Source organism: Cupriavidus sp. SS-3, from assembly GCF_035818815.1.
In the GTDB taxonomy this organism is placed as follows: Bacteria; Pseudomonadota; Gammaproteobacteria; order Burkholderiales; family Burkholderiaceae; genus Cupriavidus; species Cupriavidus taiwanensis_C.
On sequence record NZ_JAYLVT010000010.1, the window covers coordinates 208,035 to 229,577 of the forward strand.

At 67.9% G+C, this 21,543-nt stretch carries 18 protein-coding genes; 11 read left to right on the top strand and 7 right to left on the bottom strand.

Features of this window, described 5'->3' with window-relative positions; genetic code table 11:
• Nucleotides 1-48: 48 nt before the first annotated feature.
• Both U9J39_RS17430 and U9J39_RS17435 read right to left on the bottom strand, forming a co-directional pair.
• Entirely contained in the window at nucleotides 49-738 is a 690-nt protein-coding gene (locus U9J39_RS17430) for a response regulator (protein WP_115711417.1), read from the bottom strand.
• Nucleotides 735-2,141, bottom strand: coding sequence for a cache domain-containing protein (locus U9J39_RS17435; RefSeq protein WP_326347629.1), 1,407 nt, complete (start codon nucleotides 2,139-2,141; stop codon nucleotides 735-737). The genes U9J39_RS17430 and U9J39_RS17435 overlap by 4 nt, the downstream gene beginning before the upstream one ends.
• A 406-nt stretch (nucleotides 2,142-2,547) precedes the next feature.
• On the opposite strand from U9J39_RS17435, the gene U9J39_RS17440 reads away from it, so the two are divergent.
• From U9J39_RS17440 to U9J39_RS17450, 3 genes are all read left to right on the top strand, one after another.
• Complete coding sequence (locus U9J39_RS17440; protein WP_116311931.1) at nucleotides 2,548-4,620, top strand: carbon starvation CstA family protein; 2,073 nt, start codon at nucleotides 2,548-2,550, stop codon at nucleotides 4,618-4,620.
• A gap of 24 nt (nucleotides 4,621-4,644) precedes the next feature.
• Nucleotides 4,645-4,839: a YbdD/YjiX family protein gene (locus U9J39_RS17445; protein ID WP_012354346.1), complete on the top strand. Its 195-nt coding sequence runs from the start codon at nucleotides 4,645-4,647 to the stop codon at nucleotides 4,837-4,839.
• Between the two features lie 225 nt (nucleotides 4,840-5,064).
• On the top strand, nucleotides 5,065-5,523 hold the full coding sequence (locus tag U9J39_RS17450) for a hypothetical protein (protein ID WP_062795941.1): 459 nt from the start codon (nucleotides 5,065-5,067) through the stop codon (nucleotides 5,521-5,523).
• 257 nt (nucleotides 5,524-5,780) lie between these two features.
• On the opposite strand, the gene U9J39_RS17455 is transcribed toward U9J39_RS17450, so the two are convergent.
• On the bottom strand, nucleotides 5,781-6,071 hold the full coding sequence (locus tag U9J39_RS17455; protein ID WP_115678974.1) for a hypothetical protein: 291 nt from the start codon (nucleotides 6,069-6,071) through the stop codon (nucleotides 5,781-5,783).
• Between the two features lie 201 nt (nucleotides 6,072-6,272).
• Between U9J39_RS17455 and U9J39_RS17460 the strand changes: the two genes are divergently transcribed.
• Complete coding sequence (locus U9J39_RS17460) at nucleotides 6,273-7,214, top strand: LysR family transcriptional regulator (RefSeq protein ID WP_115711410.1); 942 nt, start codon at nucleotides 6,273-6,275, stop codon at nucleotides 7,212-7,214.
• Between the two features lie 78 nt (nucleotides 7,215-7,292).
• Here the strand turns inward: U9J39_RS17460 and U9J39_RS17465 are convergent, their stop codons facing one another.
• The 4 genes from U9J39_RS17465 to U9J39_RS17480 form a co-directional block, all read right to left on the bottom strand.
• Entirely contained in the window at nucleotides 7,293-9,995 is a 2,703-nt protein-coding gene (locus tag U9J39_RS17465; protein ID WP_326347630.1) for a DNA topoisomerase III, read from the bottom strand.
• Between the two features lie 157 nt (nucleotides 9,996-10,152).
• Nucleotides 10,153-10,557, bottom strand: coding sequence for a thioredoxin family protein (locus U9J39_RS17470; protein WP_115678971.1), 405 nt, complete (start codon nucleotides 10,555-10,557; stop codon nucleotides 10,153-10,155).
• Between the two features lie 80 nt (nucleotides 10,558-10,637).
• The gene (gene dprA / locus U9J39_RS17475) at nucleotides 10,638-11,840 is read right to left on the bottom strand and encodes a DNA-processing protein DprA (RefSeq protein ID WP_326347631.1); all 1,203 of its coding nucleotides are present in this window, start codon (nucleotides 11,838-11,840) and stop codon (nucleotides 10,638-10,640) included.
• Nucleotides 11,841-11,847: 7 nt separating this feature from the next.
• Nucleotides 11,848-13,026, bottom strand: a complete 1,179-nt coding sequence (locus U9J39_RS17480) for a LysM peptidoglycan-binding domain-containing protein (RefSeq protein ID WP_326347632.1) — start codon at nucleotides 13,024-13,026, stop codon at nucleotides 11,848-11,850.
• Nucleotides 13,027-13,186: 160 nt separating this feature from the next.
• On the opposite strand from U9J39_RS17480, the gene def reads away from it, so the two are divergent.
• The 7 genes from def (at nucleotide 13,187) to U9J39_RS17515 (ending at nucleotide 21,535) form a co-directional block, all read left to right on the top strand.
• Entirely contained in the window at nucleotides 13,187-13,693 is a 507-nt protein-coding gene (def, locus tag U9J39_RS17485) for a peptide deformylase (RefSeq protein WP_326347633.1), read from the top strand.
• 153 nt (nucleotides 13,694-13,846) lie between these two features.
• Nucleotides 13,847-14,860: a methionyl-tRNA formyltransferase gene (fmt, locus tag U9J39_RS17490; RefSeq protein WP_326347634.1), complete on the top strand. Its 1,014-nt coding sequence runs from the start codon at nucleotides 13,847-13,849 to the stop codon at nucleotides 14,858-14,860.
• Between the two features lie 181 nt (nucleotides 14,861-15,041).
• Nucleotides 15,042-15,902, top strand: coding sequence for a zinc metalloprotease HtpX (gene htpX / locus U9J39_RS17495; RefSeq protein ID WP_326347635.1), 861 nt, complete (start codon nucleotides 15,042-15,044; stop codon nucleotides 15,900-15,902).
• Nucleotides 15,903-16,042: 140 nt separating this feature from the next.
• Nucleotides 16,043-17,482, top strand: coding sequence for a 16S rRNA (cytosine(967)-C(5))-methyltransferase RsmB (rsmB, locus tag U9J39_RS17500; RefSeq protein ID WP_115711398.1), 1,440 nt, complete (start codon nucleotides 16,043-16,045; stop codon nucleotides 17,480-17,482).
• 9 nt (nucleotides 17,483-17,491) lie between these two features.
• Nucleotides 17,492-18,343, top strand: a complete 852-nt coding sequence (locus tag U9J39_RS17505) for a DUF4390 domain-containing protein (RefSeq protein ID WP_326347636.1) — start codon at nucleotides 17,492-17,494, stop codon at nucleotides 18,341-18,343.
• Nucleotides 18,340-20,772 (top strand): sensor histidine kinase, encoded by a 2,433-nt coding sequence (locus tag U9J39_RS17510; RefSeq protein WP_116311923.1) that lies wholly within the window; start codon nucleotides 18,340-18,342, stop codon nucleotides 20,770-20,772. The genes U9J39_RS17505 and U9J39_RS17510 overlap by 4 nt, the downstream gene beginning before the upstream one ends.
• Nucleotides 20,773-20,824: 52 nt before the next feature.
• A complete protein-coding gene (locus U9J39_RS17515; RefSeq protein WP_115678963.1) occupies nucleotides 20,825-21,535 on the top strand; it encodes a response regulator in 711 nt (236 codons plus the stop codon).
• The last annotated feature ends 8 nt before the right edge of the window (nucleotides 21,536-21,543 follow it).

Below are 21,543 nucleotides of genomic sequence, written 5' to 3' on the forward strand. Positions count from 1 at the left end.
GCAAGTCCTGAGCCAGCCAACGCCCGCCTGTCCCAGGCGGGCGTTTTTTTATGCGCCCTCGCTGTCCCCCAGCGTCTCCACCGCATACTTCACCAGTCCGGCCCGCCCCTCTATCCCCAGCTTGCGCTTCAGGTTCAGCCGATGGGTTTCGACGGTGCGCACCGACACCCCGAGCTGCGCCGCGATCTCCTTGTTGGCCAGGCCGCGCCCGATGCCGCGCAGGATATCGCGCTCGCGCGGCGTGAGCGCATCGAGCGGGCCGGCCGCGGGGCTTTGCTCGGCGATGCCGCGAGCGATGCGCGCGCTGTAGAACACGCGCCCGGCCAGCACCGAGCGGATCGCCGCAATCAGCTCGTCGGCCGGGGCGTCCTTGAGCACATAGCCGCGCGCGCCGGCGCGCACGGCCTGGCGCACGTATTCCAGGTTGTCGTGCATCGACACGATCAGCACCGCCAGCTCGGGATAGCGGTCGTGCAGCGCCGCCGCCAGCGCAATGCCGCCCATGCCGCGCATGCCGATATCGGTGATCACCAGGTCCGGCATGTCGGCCGCGCCGGCGCGGTCCAGCCACGCCAGTGCGGCTTCGCCGTCATCGGCTTCGCCCACCACGCGCAGCCCGGGCTGCAGCGCCAGGTGCATGCGCATGCCGTCGCGCACCAGCGCGTGGTCGTCGATCAGCAGCACGCGCGCGGGCGCTTCGTTATCTTCTTCGCGATCTTCGGCAAGAAACTGGATCATGACTGCGAGGGTCCTGCGGTAATGGCGTCGCGCGGGGCGGCCGCGGGGCTGGCCAGCGGCAGCGAGGCGATGATCTGGGTGCCGCCCAGGCCGGAAAGGATGTCGAACTGCCCGCACAGCGCGGCGATGCGCTCGCGCAGGTTGCGCAGGCCAATGCCGCGCTGCGGGTCGGCCTGCATGCGCGCGACGTCGAAGCCATGGCCGTCGTCGCGCACGGCCAGGCGCGTGGCATCGGCATCGAAGGCGAGCGACACGGCAACGCGCCGGGCACCAGCGTGGCGCTCGACGTTGGTCAGCGCTTCCTGGGCGATGCGGAACAGCGCCGTGGCCTGCTCGTCGGGCAGTTCGCGCGGGGTGCCGCTTTGCGTCACCGTGATCTGGAGGCCGCTGCCGCCCTGCATCTCGCGCCCCAGGTGCTGGAGCGCGGCGAACAGCCCCAGGTCGTCGAGCAGCGCCGGGCGCAGGTTGCGCGCCACCCGACGCACTTCATTGAAGACCGTGTCGAGCCGGTTCAGCGCCATGCCCAGCACCGGCGCGACCGCCGCGCCGTCGGCCGGCGCCAGGCGCAGCCGGTTGGCGGCGGTTTCCAGCACCAGCTTGACCGAGACCAGCAGCTGGCTGATGCCGTCGTGCAGTTCGCGCGACAGCCGCGCGCGCTCTTCTTCCTGCGACTGCACCACGCGCTGCGCCAGCTGGCGCAGCTTGGCGTCGGCCTCGCGGTGCTCGCTGACGTTCAGCGCCAAACCGCTGGCAGCCACCAGCAGGATGCTGATGCCGGCGATCACGCCGATCCACGCCATGGTCTCGCGGATATCGGTCTCGGCGCGCGCGTCGAGCTGGCGCAGCGTGCTTTCGACGTCATCCAGGTAGATGCCGGTACCGAGCATCCAGCCCCATTCGGGCACCGCCACCACGTAGCCGAGCTTGGGTGCCAGTTGCTGCGTCGAGGGCTTGCGCCACTGGTAGCGCACCGCGCCGCCGCCGCCCCTGGCCGCGGCGATCAGCTGCTGGATGGTGGGCGCGCCCTGCGGGTCGCGCAGTGTCCACAGATCCTGGCCCACCAGCTCGGGCTGGCGCGGATGCATCAGGTTGCGGCCCTGCAGGTCGTACAGGAAGAAGTAGCCGTCGGGGCCATAGTCCAGCCGCGCCAGCGCTTCCATCGCCGCCTGGCGCGTGGCTTCGTCGTTGCGGCCGGAGCGCACCAGCGGCGCGATCGCGCTCTGCGCCAGTTCCACGTAGTGGCGCAGCTCGGTCTCCTTGCTCTGCAGGTAGGCGGCCTCGACCAGCGCGCGCTCATGCTGTGCCAGTTGGGTGGCCTGGTAGCGCACCGCCAGCGCGATGCCCAGCATCGCCACCGCGAGCGGCGCCACGGCGAGCAACAGGATTTTCTGGCGGAGTTTCATACAAGACCGGGGAAGCGGGGGTAAACACCGATGCCGCGCAGGCGGCATGCCACCGTCGACTTGCGTAGTACTACGCAGAAGTGCTGCGTAGTTACGCGCTTGTGCCGGGTTTGGCGGCTGTCAATACTACACGCCGGACGCGCAAGCCGCCCCAACATGCGGCGCGGGTCCACGCAGTTGGTGCACCGCCTACCCGGCTGGTGCATCGCCTGCCTGCAAGACGAGATCCGGAAACGACACGAACCGGGCGCGCAGCAATTCATTCCAGCAGCCCAGGAGACCCCTCACCGCCGGATTGCCCTCGCTGCCCGCCCCAGGCGCGCCCGCCGCCGACCCGCCCGTTGCCAGTTGCCAGTCCTTCGCCGCCGCAGGCTTCCCAAATCCCGGTCTGAGGAGACCCTACACTATGAATCGCATCGGAGAACACCTGGTGTGGCTGGCCGTCGCCATCCTTGGCGCGTTTGCCTTCGGCACCGTCGCGCTCGCGCGCGGCGAAGCCGTCAGCGCGCTGTGGATCGTGGTGGCCGCGCTCTGCATCTACCTGATCGCCTATCGGTACTACAGCCGCTTCATCGCCGACAAGGTGATGCAGCTCGATCCCAAACGGATGACGCCCGCGTGGCGCCATAACGATGGCCTGGACTACGTGCCGACCAACAAGGCGGTGCTGTTCGGCCACCACTTCGCCGCGATTGCCGGCGCCGGCCCGCTGGTGGGCCCGGTGCTGGCCGCGCAGATGGGCTATATGCCCGGCATGCTGTGGCTGCTGGCCGGCGTGGTGTTCGCCGGCGCGGTGCAGGACTTCATGGTGCTGTTCATCTCGACGCGCCGCGACGGCCGCTCGCTGGGCGACCTGGTCAAGTCCGAGATGGGCACGGTGCCTGGGATGATCGCGCTGTTCGGCTGCTTCATGATCATGATCATCATCCTGGCGGTGCTGGCACTGATCGTGGTGAAGGCGCTGGCGGACTCGCCGTGGGGCACCTTCACCGTGGCGGTAACCATCCCCATCGCCATCTTCATGGGCATCTACACCCGCTACATCCGCCCGGGCCGCATCGGCGAGGTCTCGGTGATCGGCTTCGTGCTGCTGATGCTGGCCATCATCGGCGGCCAGTACGTGCATGAAAGCGCGACCCTGGCGCCGCTGTTCACCTACGACGGCAAGGCCCTGACCTGGATGCTGATCATCTACGGCTTTGTCGCCGCGGTGCTGCCGGTGTGGCTGCTGCTGGCCCCGCGCGACTACCTGTCGACCTTCCTGAAGATCGGCACCATCATCGCGCTGGCGGTGGGCATCCTGATCGTCGCGCCGGAACTGAAGATGCCGGCCTTCACGCAGTTCGCCGCGGGCGGCGGGCCGGTTTGGTCGGGCAACCTGTTCCCGTTCCTGTTCATCACCATCGCCTGCGGCGCGGTGTCCGGTTTCCACGCGCTGATCTCGTCGGGCACCACGCCCAAGCTGCTCGAGAACGAAACCCACGCGCGCTTCATCGGCTACGGCGCAATGCTGGCCGAATCCTTCGTCGCCATCATGGCGCTGGTTGCCGCCGCGGTGATCGAGCCCGGCGTGTACTTCGCCATGAACAGCCCGGCCGCGGTGATCGGCACCACGCCCGAGGCGGTGGCGCAGGCAGTGTCGACCTGGGGCTTCGTGATCACGCCGGACGTGCTGGTGCAGACCGCCAAGGACGTCGGCGAGAACACCATCATCTCGCGCGCCGGTGGCGCACCGACGCTGGCCGTGGGCATCGCGCACATCCTGCACCAGGTGGTCGGCGGCCAGGCCATGATGGCGTTCTGGTACCACTTCGCCATCCTGTTCGAGGCGCTCTTCATCCTGACCGCCGTCGACGCGGGCACCCGCGCGGGCCGCTTCATGCTGCAAGACCTGCTGGGCAGCTTCGTGCCGTCGATGAAGCGCACCGACTCGCTGCCGGCCAACCTGATCGCGACCGCGCTGACGGTGGCGGCCTGGGGCTACTTCCTGTACCAGGGCGTGGTCGATCCGCTGGGCGGCATCAATACGCTGTGGCCGCTGTTCGGCATCTCCAACCAGATGCTGGCCGCGGTGGCGCTGGTGCTGGGCACCTGCGTGCTGGTCAAGATGAAGCGCGGCCAGTACGCCTGGGTCACGCTGGTACCCACGGTCTGGCTGCTGATCTGCACGCTGACCGCCGGCTGGCAGAAGCTGTTCCATGCCGACCCGAAGGTCAGCTTCCTGACCCACGCCGCCAAGTTCAGCGCCGCCATCGCCGAAGGCAAGGTGCTGGCGCCGGCCAAGTCGATGGAGCAGATGCACCGCATCGTCTTCAACGATTACCTGGACGCCGGGCTGTGCGCGCTGTTCATGGTGGTGGTGCTGTCGATCGTGTTCTACGGCTTCAAGACCGCGCTGCAGGCCCGTGCAGCGAACCGCCCGACCGACAAGGAAACGCCGTTCGAGCCGCTGCCGGGCGCCGCTTCGGCCCAGTCCTGACCCTGATATCAACAAGGAGCCGCCATGCTGGAACAACTTGGCACCATGGGCCGGTACCTCGGGCAGTCGCTGCGGCTGATGGTCGGCCTGCCCGACTACCAGACCTATGTGGCGCATATGGAAAGCACGCACCCTGACCGTGCGCCGATGAGCTACGAGGAGTTTTTCCGCGAGCGCCAGGAGGCGCGCTACGGCGGCGGGCAAGGCAAGTGCTGCTAACGACACGTTGAGCTACGCCGCCGACTTTGGTTCGGCGGCCGACAAAGCAGACAGGCGATCACATGATCGCCTGTCTTTTTATTAAGTGTTGTATTTTCACCGCGCCTTTGTAATGGCCCGATACCGTTTCTGCAGGGGGTTACAGGGCTTTACAGGTGGTTACAGCAAGGCCGCGGCACCTTATCTACACTTGCGACACATCATGGCAATTCGAGGAAAAAACATATGACTCGCCATCCCATTCGCAACCTGACCGTTGCCCTTGCCCTGGCGGCCTGCGCGCTGCCGGCCGTCGCGGGCGACATGAACAACGCCCTCGGCGGCGCGCTCGGCGGTGTCGCCGGTGCCGCGGTCGGTGGCGCGCTGGGCGGCAGCACCGGCGCCGTGATCGGCGGTGCGGTAGGCGGCGGCGCGGGTGGCGCGGTCACGTCGAACCGTCGCGAGCGCACCGGCGCCATCATCGGCGGCGCCCTGGGCGGCGGTGCGGGTACCGCGGCAGGCAATGCCATGGGCGGGCGCACCGGCGGCCTGATCGGCGCCGGCCTGGGCGGCGGCGCGGGCGCGGCGCTGGGCGGCAATATCTCGCGCAACAACTCGTACGACGACGATCGCCGCTACTACAACAAGAGCCATTACAAGCGCAAGAAGCACAAGCACCATCATCGCCACCACTACGACGATTAAGTCGCAGCGGGGTCAGCAAAACGGGCCGTGATGGCCCGTTTTTCTTTGGCGCCGCCACCGCCGGGTATTCACCAGCCCTTGTTGCGTTGCGGCGTCTGGCATAATCGACCAGAGTTCGGCCCGGATCTGCCGGCGCCTGAAACAAAGAAGCCCGCACCGGTCCCGGTGCGGGCTTCTTCTCCAATAAAGCGGGAGAGACGCGGGGCGCTCTCCTAAAGACCTGTGGAGACCAGGTTGAAGCGGTGGACCGTGCCGGCTCAGAGCGGCGCGCGATCGGTCGTGGTGTCGTACTTCGCGCCTTCCGAGAAGGTATCGAACTTGCCGGTGCGGGCACCGTCGGTGAAGGTGTCGAACTTGCCGGCCTTAGCACCGTCCGTGTACGGGTCGAACTTGCCGGCCCGGGCGCCGTCGGCATAGACGTCGAAGCTGGCCACCTTGGCGCCGTCGGTGTAGACGTCGAACTTTCCATTCTTGGCAAAGGCCGGCGCGGCGGACAGGGCGGCAGCGACGGTGGCGACAGCGATCAGGGTGTAACGGTTGGTTTTCATGATTCAGGCCTTTCTTGTAGCGTGGATGCCTGATCCGGCACCTTCCGGGGAAGGGTATGTTGCATTGCGGCATCCGATGGCTAGATATTAGGCATTTCCCTCATATCAATAAATATCAGGATCCACAATGATTAGTTTTGATTCGGACAATAAAATAAGCTGATTGCGTAAGAATTCAGCAAAGAAACCGGAGACTATGTCATGGATCGCCTGCAGTCGATGCGTGTGTTTTCCAAAGTGGTGGAGCTCGGCAGCTTCGCGCGTGCAGCGCAGCAGCTGGAAATGTCCAACGCGGTGGTCACGCGCTATGTGGCCGACCTGGAAAGCCACCTCGGCACGCGCCTGCTCAACCGGACTACGCGCAGCCTGTCGCTGACCGATGCCGGCGAGACCTACCTGCAGCGCTGCCAGCAAATCCTGGAAGACGTCGAGGAAGCCGAGAGCGTGGTCACGGCGCGCAGCCAGTCGCTGTCCGGCACGCTGCGCCTGGTGACGCCGGTGATGTTCGGCCTGCACCTGCTGCCGGAACTGCTGTCGCGCTTCCAGCAGCTCTACCCGGACGTGGTCTTCGACGTGATCCTGTCGGACCGCAATGTCGATATCGTCGAGGAAGGCCGCGACGTGGCCGTGATGCTGTCCGACCTGGGACTGGGCTCGCACCTGGTGGCGCGCCCGCTGCTGTCGGCCGAAGTCATCCTGTGCGCTTCGCCCGGCTATGTCGCGGCGCATGCGCCCATCCGCCATGCCCATGAACTGAGCCACCATCGCTGCATCGCCATGCGCCTGCCCAATGCCGAGCACGAATGGACGCTGCTCGGACCGGAAGGCGAGGTGACCGTGCCGATCCGCCCTGGGCTGCTGTGCAGCAACGCCGAGCTGGCGCACCAGGCCGCGCTGGCCGACATGGGCGTGGCCATGCTCTCGTCCTACCTGGCGCGGCCCAATATCGACGCGGGCCGGCTGGTGCGCGTGCTGCCCCAATACCAGTTGCCCCGGCGCGATGTCAGCGTGGTCTATCCGAGCCGCAAGTTCCTGCCCACCAAGGTTCGCGCCTTTATCGACTTCCTGCTGGAAGAAGGGCATGTGCGGGGCAAGGATGACCATCCGGCCGCCAGCCTGGGCGCCCACGCCGTGCGCACCTGAACGGCCGCGGCTGCGCCGCGCGCCGCAACAAACAAAAACGCCCGGCCATGCCGGGCGTTTTTTTTGTGGCTGGCTGGCTTACTCGCCGGCCGCGGCTGCGCGCGTCTTCTTGGCCGCGGCGGTCTTGGCGGGTGCCTTCTTTGCCGCGGCCTTCTTCGCCGGCGCCTTGGCCGCGGCGGTCTTGGTGGCGGCGGTCTTGGTCGCAGTCTTGGCGGCAGTCTTGGTTGCAGCCTTGGTTGCCGGCGCCGCCTCGGCTTCCGCCGTGCCCCGCGATGCCGCCTTGGCCGCGGTCTTGGCGCCCGCCTTGGGCTCGCGCGCCTCGAACTCGAAGCCGATCTTGCCGTCGGGCTGCTTGACCAGGAAAGCCTTGAAGTTGCGGCCGGTGCGCGACGACTTGAAGCCGGTCAGCAGGTCGGTCTTGCCTTCGTTGAGCAGCTTGCCGATCTGCTCGCGGCTGATTTCCTGCTGCAGGATGATCTTGCCGGTAGTGAAGTCGCAGCTCTTGGGGCTGGTGGTGCTGTTCTCGCAGACGTACTTCATGCCGTGCTCGAACACCGAGCCGCCGCACTTCGGGCAGGTTCCCACCGGCTGCTGGCCGCTGAAGTCGACCGGCTCGCCGTCGTTGTCGTCGTCATTCTGGCCAAAGTCGAATTCCATCTTGTAATGGCCTTCGTCGTCCTTGCCCAGCTTGAGGATGGCGGCGAACGGGCGGCCCATCTTGCTGCGGAAACCCTGCAGCGGGCCGATCTCCTTCTTCAGCAGCAGTTCCTCGACTTCGTCGATCTCGAACTGGCGGCCGCCCGGGATCTTGCTGATCGAGAATTCGCACGCGGTGCAGGCAAAGCGGCGGTAGTTCTCCTTGACCTGTCCGCCGCACTGCGGGCACGGCGTGTCCAGCGTGGCGTAGTCGCCGGGGATGGTATCGCTGTCGTATTCCTTGGCGCGCTTGACGATCTGCTGGGTCATCTGCGCGATCTCGCGCATGAACTCGTCGCGCTTGAGACGGCCGCGCTCGATCTGCGAGAGCTTGTGCTCCCACTCGCCAGTCAGTTCCGCCTGCGTCAGTTCCTGCACGCCCAGGCCGCGCAGCAGCGTCATCAGCTGGAACGCCTTGGCGGTCGGAATCAGCTCGCGGCCTTCGCGCACCAGGTATTTCTCGGTCAGCAGCCCTTCGATGATGGCCGCGCGCGTGGCCGGCGTGCCCAGGCCCTTGCCGGCCATGGCTTCGCGCAACGCGTCGTCGTCGACCAGCTTGCCGGCGCCTTCCATCGCCGACAGCAGCGTGGCTTCGTTGTAGCGGGCGGGCGGCTTGGTGGTCAGGCCGACGGCCTCGACCTTGTCGGTCTTGACCTTCTCGTCCTTGGCCACCGGCACCAGGTTGGCGGCGTCCTCCTTCCCATCCTTGCCCTGCGCCTCGCGGCCGTAGATCACCAGCCAGCCCGGGTTGACCAGCACCTTGCCTTCGGTCTTGAAGTGGTGGCCGGCGACTTCCGTGATGCGGGTGGTGACCTGGAACTCGGCCGCCGGGAAGAACACCGCCAGGAAGCGGCGCACCACCAGGTCGTACAGCTTCTGCTCCGGTTCCGACAGGTTCTTGGGCGCCTGCAGCGTCGGGATGATGGCGAAGTGGTCGCTGATCTTGCTGTTGTCGAAGATCTTCTTGTTCGGCTTGACCCAGCCCTGCGCCAGGATCTTCTTGGCGTGCGGCAGGTAGTTGGGCGAACTGTCGGCCAGCATGTCCATGGTCTGCTTGACCGTGTCCACGTAGTCCTCGGGCAGTGCGCGCGCATCGGTACGCGGGTAGGTCAGGACCTTGTGCTTCTCATACAGGGCCTGCGCCAGGCCGAGGGTGTTCTTGGCCGAGAAGCCGAAGCGCGAGTTGGCCTCGCGCTGCAGCGTGGTCAGATCGAACAGCGCCGGCGACTGCTGCGTCGACGGCTTGGATTCTTCCGTGACGGTGCCCGGCTTGTCGCGGCAGGCGGCGACGATGCTCTTGGCCTCGGCCTCGCTCCACAGGCGCGATTCGCGCGCCTCGGGATCGAACTCGCTCTTCTTGAACTTGGGGTCGAACCAGCGGCCTTCGTACAGGCCGGCGGCGGCGATGAACTCGGCGCGCACTTCCCAGTAGTCGCGCGGCACGAAGTGCTTGATCTTCTCTTCGCGCTCCACCACGATCGACAGCGTCGGCGTCTGCACACGGCCCACGGTGGTCAGGAAGAAGCCGCCGCCCTTGCTGTTGAAGGCAGTCATGGCGCGGGTGCCGTTGATGCCGACCAGCCAGTCGGCCTCGGAGCGGCAGCGCGCGGCGTCGGCCAGCGGCAGCATGTCTTCGTCTTCGCGCAGGCTGGCGAAGCCGTCGCGGATCGCCTGCTGCGTCATCGACTGCAGCCACAGCCGGCGCACCGGCTGCTTGGCCTTGGCCTGTTGCGCGATCAGCCGGAAGATCAGTTCGCCTTCGCGCCCCGCGTCACAGGCGTTGATCAGGGCGGTCACGTCCTTGCGCTTGATCAGCCGGTTCAGCACCTTCAGGCGCGACTCGGTCTTGGCGATCGGGCGCAGGTCGAAGTGCGGCGGGATCACCGGCAGATTGGCGAAGCTCCACTTGCCGCGCTTGACCTCGTATTCGTCTGGCGCGGCGATCTCGACCAGGTGGCCGACGGCGGAGGACAGCACGTAGTCGTCGCTCTCGAAATACTCGTCGTGCTTGGTAAACCCCCCGAGGGCACGGGCGATATCCGCCGCGACCGACGGCTTTTCCGCGATGATGAGGGCTTTTGACATGGGAAGGGTCCTTGCGGGCTGCATCCGGCAACCCGCTAATGCACTGCAAACGTAGTAATCAGAACGCCGGGGGGCTATGAGGCGCCAATAATAAGCGCGGTTTCGACGGCGGTGCAAGCCAGCCTGATGGCGGCTCGCCTGCCGTCGCGCGCGCCGCTCAAGCGCCGCCGCGCCCCCCGCCAAGCAACCAGTCCAGCACCTCGGGCACCTCTTCCGCCGGCGCCGGCATGGCCGCGCCACGCGTGAGCATGCGCTCGAGCACCTCGATATGCGGCAGCAGGGTGCCATAGAACTGCGGCGCGCCGCCCGCGGCAGGCTGCACCAGCACGGTCGGGAAATTCTCGATATCGATATCGCCGAGCGCATCCGCATGGGTCTCGATATCGATCCAGACAAAGCAATGGTCCGGATGGCGCGCGGCCAGCGCCGTCAACGCCACCAGGTAATCCCGGCACGTGCCGCACCACTGCGCGCACAGGCAGGCCACCAGGCGGCCCTGCGGCCGCGCCGCCAGGCACTCGGCGATGGCGCCTGCATCACGCTCAGGAAAGTAAACGGTCATGGCATCGGAAACATGAGGTGCCCGCGACACACGGACAGCGGCGATTGTATCGGTATTGCGCGCGCTGCCCGGCACGGCCTTCACGCAAGGCGTCGGAACAGGTTTCCCGGTAGACGCTCGACATGCCCGGCCAGTTCCAGCTCCAGCAGGCGTGCCGCGGCGGCGTCCGGGGGCTGGCCGCTGCGCTCGCACAGCGCATCCAGCGTAACCGGATCGTAGCCGAGGGCGGCCAGCAGGGGGTCGGCGGCATCGGCAAATTCAGACTGATCCGAAGCCGGCGGCGAAGCCACGGCCTGTGCTGACGGCTGGCCGAGCACCGGTGCGGCTGGCCCCAGGTTGATCTCCTCGAGCACGTCCCCGGTGTGCTCGACCAGCTTGGCGCCCTGGCGGATCAGCAGGTGGCAACCCTGTGACAGCGGCGCGTGGATCGATCCCGGCACCGCGAACACTTCGCGCCCGAGTTCCGCGGCCAGCCGTGCGGTGATCAGCGAGCCCGAGCGCGCCGCGGCCTCCACCACCAGCACGCCGTGCGCCAGCGCCGCGATGATGCGGTTGCGCCGCGGGAAGTTGGCCGGCAGGCCCTGCATGCCGAGCGGGAATTCGGTGACGACGGCGCCGCGCTCGGCGACCTCGTGAGCCAGGGCCAGGTTGTCGGCGGGATAGACCCGATCGGCTCCGGTACCCGTGACCGCGACGGTGCCGCCGCAACCGAGCAGCCCGCCGGCATGGGCGGCGGCGTCGATACCCAGCGCCAGGCCGGAGATCACCGTGAGGCCCGACTCGGACAGCTCGCGCCCGAACGCCTGCGCATCGCGCTTGCCCTGCGCGGTGGCATTGCGCGCGCCGACGATGGCCACCGCGGGGCGGCCCAGCAGCGCGGGATCGCCTCTGATATATAGCAGCGGCGGCGGGTCGTGCAGATCGAACAGGCGGCGAGGGTAGGCGTCATCGGCCAGCGTCAGCAGATGGTTGCCGGGCGTGCGCAGCCACGCCAGCGTGCGTTCGACCAGCGCCGGCAGGCCGGCCCCCGGCCTGGCCAAAACCGCGCGGGCCAGCTTGACCGGGACCACCGCGGACAGCGCCGTCACGCCCTGCGACAACACCTGCCGCGGCAGCCCGAACGCCGCCAGCAGCAGCCGCACCGCGACCGGGCCGACGCCGGGGGCACAGGCCAGCTGCAGCCATGCCTGCAGGTCGTCGGCATCGCGGATGACGGCTGGCGCGCCGGCGCCGGCATGGCAAGGGGATGCGGCGCCGACAGGCGCCGCCGGAGATGACACCAAGAGCGACTCAGCGCGGCGAGGTGGCGCGGTCGCCGACCGCGATCACGTTGGAAGCGTCCGTGACCAGCGCATACGAGACACCGGGAAACACGCGGAAGACAAAGGCCAGCCCGTAGCGCTCGTCCGGCAGCCGGATGGCGCGGTTGCTGTCGGTCTTGTCGGTCACGGTTTCGCCGGTGCGCGACAGGGCCAGCACATGGCCCGGTTCCACCCCGGCCTGGCTGCCGAGGTTGAGCACCACCACCTGCCTGGCGCCACCGAATTCGACCCCGCCATAGACCTTGGCGACGCGGCCGTCGAGCTGGGCATCGGGCGCGTGCGGCACGTAGCGCAAGGCTTCGCGCGCTGGCTGCGGCATCAGCAGCGTGCCGACGCCCATCTCTTGCCTGGCCTGCGTGACCTGCATGGTCGAGACCGCGTCCGGGCCCTGCGCGCCGCGCGCCAGGCGCACATTGCCTTCATATTCGGCCTCGTAGCCGAGCACGGCCTGGGTCACGGGATCGCGCACCGGGGTGAGGGGGCGGTAGGCCTGCCAGTCACTGCCCTGCGGCGCCTCGGCGGGGATGCCGCGCGCATAGCCGGTGTCGTCGCGGCCCAAAATGACGCGCGATTCCGACACCGCCACGATGCGCGCCGAGGTGTCCAGCGTGCCCTGGTCGACCACCAGAGGCCGGATCAGGAAGGGCTCGATCTCGGCGGCCGGGATGCTCAGGATAGCGGCACTGTCGGCGGCGCCGCTGCGCATCTGCGGCGACAGGCGCACGGTATCGCTGCCGCCCGGCGTGGTCGACAGCCAGGCACGTCCGTCGCGCTGGATCAGATACAGGATCTGGCCCGGGTAGATCAGGTGCGGATTGCGGATCTGCTGCCGGTTCATGCCCCACAGCTCGGGCCAGCGCCACGGCTGGCGCAGGAAGCGGCCCGAGATGCCCCACAGCGTGTCGCCGGCGCGCACCGAATATTGCGATGGCGCGTTGGCGGCAAGATCGGCCACGGGAATTCCGTGCCGGTAGGTACGCTCGGCTTCGGCCTGCTGGGCCGCCGTGACCGTCAGGTCCGCCGCCAGCGCCGGCAGCGCGGCGGTGAAGGCCGCGGCACTCAGTAACGGATAAGCAAGAAATCTGGGGATGGACGCGTGCAGCCTGCGGCCCGACGCCGCCTGGTGTTCTTTGGTAAGATCGCGCATTTTCCTGACCGGCCGGTGGTTCGGCCGGATTGACCCGGGAGAGCGTGCCTGTTGCGGCGCGCCTTGAATTTTTGTACTTGCGCCCCGATTCTGCATGTAAACATCCGGCGCCGCAACGCGGCCTGGTTGCCGGCAGCAGCCGGCGTTGCGCCCCAGCATCATGGCAAAACTCGACATCCTGACCTACCCCGATCCCCGCCTGCACACCGTCGCCAAACCCGTGGCCGCGGTGGACGACCGCATCCGCCAGCTGGTCAAGGACATGGCGGAAACCATGTACGAAGCGCCCGGCATCGGCCTGGCCGCGACCCAGGTCAACGTGCACGAGCAGGTGGTGGTGATCGACGTCTCGGAAACGCGCGACCAGCTCCAGGTCTTCATCAACCCCGAGATCGTCTGGGCCAGCGACAACCGCAAGGTGTGGGAAGAGGGCTGCCTGTCGGTACCTGAGGTCTATGACCGGGTCGAGCGCCCTGACCGCGTGCGCGTGCGCGCGCTCAACGAGAAAGGCGAAATCTTCGAGCTCGATGCCGACGACCTGCTGGCAGTCTGCATCCAGCACGAGATCGACCACCTGCGCGGCAAGGTCTTCGTCGAGTACCTGTCGCCGCTCAAGCTCAACCGCATCAAGAGCAAGCTGCAGAAGCGCGAACGCACCCGCATGTAAGCCGCCGCGGCGGCAATAAAGATGTAACAGCGCGCCGGAATCCGGCCACCCGCGTGCGGCAGCGGCGCGGGGTCTGTTATCTTTATGACTTCCGAAGAACCACGATACCGGCCGCTAAAGCGGCCGGTGCCATTTCCGGCCACGGAAACTGCCATGTCCCAAGCCAGCCCCTTGCGTGTCGCCTTTGCCGGCACGCCCGAGTTTGCGCGCGTCGCGCTGGAAGCCATCCACGCCGCCGGCTTTCCGGTGGTCGCGGTGCTGACCCAGCCGGATCGGCCCGCCGGCCGCGGCATGCAGCTGCAGGCCAGCCCGGTGAAGCAGTTCGCCATCACCCATGGCCTGGCGCCGGTGCTGCAGCCGCGTTCGCTGCGCCGCCAGGGCAAGTATCCGGAAGAGGCCAGCGCGGCGATCGACACACTCGCCGGCCTTGCGCCCGATGTGATGGTGGTGGCGGCCTACGGCCTGATCCTGCCGGCCGAGGTACTGACCCTGCCACGCCTGGGCTGCCTGAATATCCATGGCTCGCTGCTGCCGCGCTGGCGTGGCGCGGCGCCGATCCACCGCGCCATCGAGGCGGGCGACGCCGAGACCGGCATCACGCTGATGCAGATGGACGAAGGCCTGGACACCGGCGACATGCTCACGCGCGAGGCGGTGCCGATCGGCGCGGACGACACCACCGGCACGCTGCACGACACCCTGGCCGCGCTCGGCGCACGCATGATCGTCGAGGCGCTGCGGCAACTGGATGCCGGCCGGCCGCTGCCGGCCACGCCGCAACCGGAACAAGGCGTCACCTACGCCGAGAAGATCGCCAAGGACGAAGCCCCGCTGGACCTGCGCCGCCCGGCCGCCGAACTGGCCAACCAGGTGCGCGCCTTCAACCCGTTCCCGGGCGCGACGGTGCAGGTGGGCGACACCGTGATCAAGTGCTGGCAGGCCGTGCCGCTGGCGGCGGCCAGCAGCCTGCCGCATCCGCCCGGCACGGTGCTGGCGGCCGATGCCGCCGGCATCCTGATCGCGTGCGGCGAGGGCAGCGCGCTGCAGGTCACCGAGCTGCAGAAGCCGGGCGGCCGCCGGCAGCCGGCGCAGCAGTTCCTGCAAGCCTTGCCGCTGCCGCCGGGCACGCGCTGCGTGGTGCCAGGCGACGGCGCAGCGGCGGCTTGATCGGGCAGCCGTTTGGCGCACATGACGCTTGATGTGCCGCGCACGGCGCCTCCCTGCCTGCGGCTGAGCAACATTGCAAAGGCCGTTGGACGGCCGTTGAATTTTCTGCGATCGGCCCCTATCTAACGGGCATCGCGTCAGCTTTTCCGGGGCGCGTCACGATTTCACGGAGATCACCGCAATGTTCAACTGGGTCAAGACCTTCATGCTGATGGCGGCCATCACGGCGCTGTTCATCGTCATCGGCGGCATGATCGGCGGACGCAGCGGCATGATGATGGCGCTGCTGCTCGCGCTCGGCATGAACTTCTTCTCCTACTGGTTCTCGGACAAGATGGTCTTGCGCATGTACAACGCGCAGGAAGTCGATGCCGGCACCGCGCCGCAGTTCTACGGCATGGTGCAGGAGCTGGCGCAGCGCGCCGGCCTGCCGATGCCGCGCGTCTACCTGATCAATGAAGACGCGCCCAACGCCTTTGCCACCGGCCGCAACCCGGAACACGCCGCGGTGGCGGCCACCACCGGCATCCTGCACGTGCTGTCCGAGCGCGAGCTGCGCGGCGTGATGGCGCATGAGCTGGCGCATGTGCGCCATCGCGACATCCTGACCTCGACCATCGCCGCGACCATGGCCGGTGCCATTTCCGCGCTGGCCAATATGGCGATGTTCTTCGGCGGGCGCGACGAGAACGGCAACCGCACCAATCCCATCGCCAGCATTGCGGTGGCGATCCTGGCGCCGCTGGCGGCCTCGCTGATCCAGATGGCGATCTCGCGCGCGCGCGAATTCGAAGCCGACCGCGGCGGTGCCGAAATCAGCGGCGACCCGCAGGCGCTGGCCAGCGCGCTGGACAAGATCCACCGCTACGCGCAGGGCATCCCGTTCCAGGCAGCCGAGGAGCATCCGGCCACGGCGCAGATGATGATCATGAACCCGCTGTCCGGCGGCGGCATTGCCAACCTGTTCTCGACCCATCCGGCCACCGAGGAACGCATTGCGCGCCTGATGCAGATGGCACAGACCGGCACCTACCCCGCCTGACCCCCGGAAATCCGGGGCGCGGCCCCGTCACAAGGTAAACTGCCCGCTGTTCCGCGTGGACCGGCGGGCTTTTTTTGGCCCGTGCTCCGCGCCTTCCCGATTCACGCCTTACCCGCTGCCTGATCCGCCGCCTGACCGATATGCGCCTGCCTCCCGATTCGCTTGCCTTCCAGATGCTTGGTGCCGCCACCGCGGTGCGCGCCGTCAGCGAAGGCACGGCCTTGCCCCAGGCGATCGAAGACGCCGCCGCGCAACTGAAGCTGGACCGCGTGCGCGACGCCGCCACGCGCGGCGCGCTGCAGGACATCGCCTACCGCACCATGCGCCAGTTCGGCACTGCGCGCGCGCTGGTGACCAAACTGGTGACGCGGCCGCCCGGCGCGCAGGTCGATTCGCTGCTGGCAGTAGCGCTGGCGCTGTTGCTGGAACACGGGCCGGGCCCGCGCGAGCGGCACGACGGCGCCGACCTGGCGCGCCACGATACCGACTCCGGCCGTCCGGGCTACAGCACCTTCACGGTGGTCGACCAGGCCGTCAGCGCGGCCGCCTCCGAACCCAAGACCGCGCATGCGCGCGGACTGGTCAACGCGGTGCTGCGCCGTTTCCTGCGCGAGCGCAAGGCTCTGCTCGCTGAAGTCAACCGCGACGAGCAGGCGCGCTGGAACCTGCCGCCGTGGTGGCTGCGCATGCTGCGCGAGGCCTACCCCGACCAGTGGATGGCGCTGGCCGCCAGCGCCAACGTGCGCCCGCCGATGACGGTACGCGTCAACACCGCGCGCGTGTCGGTGCAGCAGTACCGCACCGACCTCGCCAACGCCGGCCTGGCCGGGCACGTCGTCGGTCCGCAGGCGGTGCGCCTGGTGCGCGCGGTGCCGGTAAACCAGTTGCCCGGCTTTGCCGAAGGCGCGGTCTCGGTGCAGGACGCCGGCGCGCAACTGGCCGCGCCGTTGCTCGAGGTGGCCGACGGCATGCGCGTGCTCGATGCCTGCGCCGCGCCCGGCGGCAAGACCGGACATTTGCTGGAGCTGGCCGATATCGAAGTGACCGCGGTCGAAAGCGACGCGCAGCGCGCCACCCGCATCGGCGAGAACCTGGCGCGCCTGGGCAAGTCGGCAAAGATCGTGGTCGGCGATGCCAGCCGGCCCGCCGACTGGTGGGACGGGCAACGCTTCGACCGCATCCTCGCCGACGTGCCGTGCTCGGCCTCGGGCATCGTGCGGCGCCATCCCGATATCCGCTGGCTGCGCCGCGAAACCGATATCGCCAAGCTCATCACCGAGCAGCGCCGCATCGTCTCGCAGCTGTGGCCGCTGCTGAAGCCGGGCGGCATCCTGGTCTATGTCACCTGTTCTATTTTTCCAACGGAGGGCGAGGAGCAGGCGCGCTGGTTTGGTGAGCAACTGGCAGATGCGATACGATTGCAGGCGCCGGGACAGCTGCTGCCCGGCACCCATGCAACGCTTGCCGCGGGCGCGGACGGTGACAAGGCCACCCTTGACAGCACCGGCCGCACCGACGGTACCAGCCTGCCATCCGATCACGATGGCTTCTTCTACGCCCGCTTCCAGAAACGCGCCTGATCTGATCCGATGCCGAGCACGCCGCGCCTGTCAGGCTTTCGCGTTGAAGTGGACCTCCGCCACAGACGGCTGGCGCGCTGGGCCCTCGCGCTGCTGCTGGCGCTGGCCGCCGTGCTGTGGCTGCCGCGCGCCGCGCAGGCCCAGGTCATCGAGGCCACCGAGGCCCGCGTCGAATACCAGGACGGCGGCTTCGAGCTTGCCGCCAGCTTCGACTTCGACCTGCCGCCCGCGCTCGAGGACGCGCTGCACAAGGGCATCTCGCTGTATTTCGCGGTCGACTTCCAGCTGTCGCGCTCGCGCTGGTACTGGTTCGACGACAAGCCGGTCAACACCACCCGCAGCGTGCGCCTGTCGTACCAGCCGCTGACGCGCCAGTACCGCATCTCCACCGGCGGCCTGCAGCTGCCGTTCACGCGGCTGAAGAGCGCGCTGCAGTTTATCCAGCGCGTGCGCGGCTGGCGCGTGTTCGAGCGCAACGCGGTCAAGCCCGGCGAGACCTACAACGCCGAAGTACGCATGCGGCTGGACCTGTCGCAATTGCCCAAGCCGTTCCAGATCAACGCCGTCAACACGCGCGACTGGAACCTGGCGTCAGACTGGCGGCGCTTCACCTACACCGTGCCGACCGACCTGAGCACGCCACCCGCGCCACCGCCGCAGCCTCAGCCTCAGCCGCCGGCACCGCCACCGGCATTGCCTGCGTTGCCGGCCTCGCCCGCCATGCCTGCCCCGGCTGCGGCCTCGGCACCCGCCGCGGCCAATGAGCGTGGCCCGATGGAAGGGCGTGGCCTGTACGTGCAGGCCGTATCGTACGCCTTGTCGCCGGCGATGCTGGCGCAGCCGGCGCCGAGCCAGCCATGAGCACTCCGTTGTGGGACAGCCGGTTCCGGCGCGTGCTGTCCCGCGTCGTGGCCGGCATCATCGTGTTCCTGGCGCTGGTGCTGGTGGGCCTGCTGGCCGGCGCCTCGGCCAATACCGAATTCTTCGATCGCTATTTCACCCTGCTGTTCAAGGTGAACCTGGTGATCGGCGCGCTGCTGGTGCTGACCGTCGGCGCGCTCGCGGTCACGCTGTGGCTGCGCTATCGCCGCGGCAAGTTCGGCACGCGGCTGATGACCAAGCTCGCGGTGTTCTTCGGCGTGGTGGGCGTGCTGCCCGGCGTGCTGATCTACCTGGTGTCGCTGCAGTTTGTCTCGCGCAGTATCGAATCCTGGTTCGACGTGCGCGTGGAAACCGCTCTCGAGGCCGGACTGAACCTGGGGCGCTCCACCATCGACAGCTCGCTGGCCGACCTGCAGGTCAAGGCACGGCTGATGTCCGAACAGCTGGCCGGCGCTTCGGGCGTGGCCACCTCGCTGCAGCTGAACCGGCTGCGCGAGCAATACGGCGTGCAGGAAGCCGCGATCTTCACCGGCAGTGGCCGCGTGCTGGCATCGGCTTCCAGCAACTATGCCTCGCTGGTGCCGGACCTGCCTTCCGGCGTGCTGGCGGAACAGGCGCGGCTGGCCGGTGGCTATGCCGCGGTGGAAGGCGGCACCGATCCGTCGAGCGATATCGGGCAGGCTGCCGAGCGTGTCGACAGCAGCCACCTGTATCGCCTGCGCGTGATCATTCCGCTGGGCGCGGCGCCGGGACCCGCGCAGGATACGGTCGGTGCCGCCAGCGCACCGCGTGCGCTGTCCCGCTCGCCGCGCTGGGCCGGCTCGGGCCTGTCGGTGGAGCGCAGCCCCGAAGATTCGCCGTCGAGCGGCTTCGGCCTGGTCGGCGAGACCGTGCGCGAAGAGCGCTACCTGCAGGTACTGCACCCGGTGCCGGCGGTGCTCGCGCGCAATGCCGACGAGGTCCAGCGCGCGTACCAGGAATACCAGGAGAAGGCGCTGGGCCGCACCGGCCTGCGCAAGATGTATATCGGCACGCTGACACTGACGCTGTTCCTGGCGGTGTTTATCGCGGTGATGCTGGCGCTGCTGCTCGGCGGTCAGTTGGCGCGCCCGCTGCTGATGCTGCTGCAGGGGACCAAGGAAGTGGCCGAGGGCGATCTGTCGCCCAAGCGCGAGCTGAAGAGCCGCGACGAGCTGGGCATGCTCACGCAGCAGTTCAACCAGATGACGCGCCAGCTGGCCGAGGCGCGGCTGGCCGTGGAAGAAAACCGCGCCGCGCTGGAACAGTCGAAGGCCTACCTCGAAAGCGTGCTGCAGAACCTCACCGCGGGCGTGCTGGTGTTCGACCGCCGCTTCGTGCTGATTACCGCCAACCCTGGCGCCGAGCGCATCTTCCGCCAGCCGTTCGGCGCGGTGATGGGCCTGCCGATGGAACAGATCCCCGGCATGGGCTCGTTCGGCGAGATCGTGCGCCAGGCCTTCTCGGACCAGAACACCAGCGAGGTGCTGGGCGGCGCCGAGCACTGGCAGAAGCAGATCGAGCTGCCGCAGGGCGAAGAGCAGCCGCTGACGCTGCTGGTGCGCGGCGCGCGCCTGCCGGGCGGCGAGCGCGACGAGCCCGGCTATGTGATCGTCTTCGACGATATTTCCGATGTGATTTCCGCTCAACGCTCGGTGGCGTGGGGCGAGGTGGCACGGCGCCTGGCACACGAGATCAAGAATCCGCTCACGCCGATCCAGCTCTCGGCCGAGCGCCTGCAGATGAAGCTCTCGCCCAAGCTCGAGGGCACCGATGCCGACGTGCTCAAGCGCGGTGCCGCCACCATCGTCAACCAGGTGGCCGCGATGAAGCGCATGGTCGATGATTTCCGCGACTACGCGCGCACGCCGCCGGCGGTGCTGCAATCGCTGCAGCTCAACAGCCTGGTGGCCGAGGTCCTGCACCTGTACGGCATCGACGATCCGGCGGTGCACGAGCACCCGGTGATCCATCCGACGCTGGGCCGTGCGCTGCCCGAGATCAAGGGCGATCCGACGCAGCTGCGCCAGGTCATCCACAACCTGCTGCAGAACGCGCAGGACGCGGCCGCGGAGAACGTCGCGGCCGGTAGGGCGGCGCCCCATATCACTCTGCACACCGAGACTGTAGAATACAAAGATTCTGCCGGCGAGAACCGGCAGGCCGTCAAGCTCACCATTGCGGACAATGGTCCCGGTTTTGCACCACGCATCCTGAGCCGTGCGTTCGAGCCTTATGTGACCACCAAAGCCAAGGGCACGGGTCTCGGGCTCGCGATGGTAAAGAAGATCATTGACGAACACGGCGCGCGCATCGAACTGCGCAATCGCATGGAAGGTGCCGAGATCGTCGGTGCGCAGATCTCGATCCTGTTCGTTAAACTGGCATAGTCAACATTGGCGTCCGGTCCCGGAACGCTGCGGTGGGGTTAAGAGGGGAAGTATGGCAACCATCCTCGTAGTCGATGACGAAATGGGAATCCGGGAGCTGCTCTCGGAGATCCTCAGCGACGAAGGCCATGTGGTCGAACTCGCGGAAAACGCGCAACAGGCGCGCGATTACCGTGCGGCGGGCACGCCCGATCTCGTGCTGCTCGATATCTGGATGCCCGATACCGATGGCGTCACGCTGCTCAAGGAGTGGTCCGCGCAGGGACAGCTGACCATGCCCGTGATCATGATGTCGGGCCACGCCACCATCGATACCGCGGTCGAGGCGACCAAGATCGGCGCGCTCAATTTCCTGGAAAAGCCGATCGCGCTGCAGAAGCTGCTGTCCGCGGTGGAGCAGGGCCTGGCCCGCGGCATCGAACGCCCGCGCAGCACCACCACGGCCGCCGCCGCACCCGCCACCGCGCCGACCGCGGAGCCAGGCACGGCCGCCGCCACGCCCGAGGCCACTGCCGAAGCCGCACCCAACGGCAACCCGGCGCGCGTGCCCGAAGCGGAGATGCAGTTCTCGTTCGACATGCCGCTGCGCGAAGCGCGCGACCTGTTCGAGCGCGCCTATTTCGAATACCACCTGCTGCGCGAACACGGCAGCATGACCCGCGTCGCCGAGAAGACCGGCCTGGAGCGTACCCACCTGTACCGCAAGCTCAAGCAGCTCGGCGTCGAGCTGGGCCGCAACAAGCCGGAACCGGCCGAACACTGAGGCAGTGC

Coding starts and splice junctions, on each gene's coding strand:
- rsmB (WP_115711398.1), top strand. CDS start 16,043: ATGCGCCTGCCTCCCGATTCGCTTGCCTTCCAGATGCTTGGTGCCGCC.
- U9J39_RS17510 (WP_116311923.1), top strand. CDS start 18,340: ATGAGCACTCCGTTGTGGGACAGCCGGTTCCGGCGCGTGCTGTCCCGC.
- U9J39_RS17440 (WP_116311931.1), top strand. CDS start 2,548: ATGAATCGCATCGGAGAACACCTGGTGTGGCTGGCCGTCGCCATCCTT.
- U9J39_RS17450 (WP_062795941.1), top strand. CDS start 5,065: ATGACTCGCCATCCCATTCGCAACCTGACCGTTGCCCTTGCCCTGGCG.
- U9J39_RS17445 (WP_012354346.1), top strand. CDS start 4,645: ATGCTGGAACAACTTGGCACCATGGGCCGGTACCTCGGGCAGTCGCTG.
- U9J39_RS17465 (WP_326347630.1), bottom strand. CDS start 9,995: ATGTCAAAAGCCCTCATCATCGCGGAAAAGCCGTCGGTCGCGGCGGAT.
- U9J39_RS17505 (WP_326347636.1), top strand. CDS start 17,492: ATGCCGAGCACGCCGCGCCTGTCAGGCTTTCGCGTTGAAGTGGACCTC.
- U9J39_RS17460 (WP_115711410.1), top strand. CDS start 6,273: ATGGATCGCCTGCAGTCGATGCGTGTGTTTTCCAAAGTGGTGGAGCTC.
- U9J39_RS17515 (WP_115678963.1), top strand. CDS start 20,825: ATGGCAACCATCCTCGTAGTCGATGACGAAATGGGAATCCGGGAGCTG.
- U9J39_RS17430 (WP_115711417.1), bottom strand. CDS start 738: ATGATCCAGTTTCTTGCCGAAGATCGCGAAGAAGATAACGAAGCGCCC.
- U9J39_RS17470 (WP_115678971.1), bottom strand. CDS start 10,557: ATGACCGTTTACTTTCCTGAGCGTGATGCAGGCGCCATCGCCGAGTGC.
- U9J39_RS17480 (WP_326347632.1), bottom strand. CDS start 13,026: ATGCGCGATCTTACCAAAGAACACCAGGCGGCGTCGGGCCGCAGGCTG.
- def (WP_326347633.1), top strand. CDS start 13,187: ATGGCAAAACTCGACATCCTGACCTACCCCGATCCCCGCCTGCACACC.
- fmt (WP_326347634.1), top strand. CDS start 13,847: ATGTCCCAAGCCAGCCCCTTGCGTGTCGCCTTTGCCGGCACGCCCGAG.
- htpX (WP_326347635.1), top strand. CDS start 15,042: ATGTTCAACTGGGTCAAGACCTTCATGCTGATGGCGGCCATCACGGCG.
- U9J39_RS17435 (WP_326347629.1), bottom strand. CDS start 2,141: ATGAAACTCCGCCAGAAAATCCTGTTGCTCGCCGTGGCGCCGCTCGCG.
- U9J39_RS17455 (WP_115678974.1), bottom strand. CDS start 6,071: ATGAAAACCAACCGTTACACCCTGATCGCTGTCGCCACCGTCGCTGCC.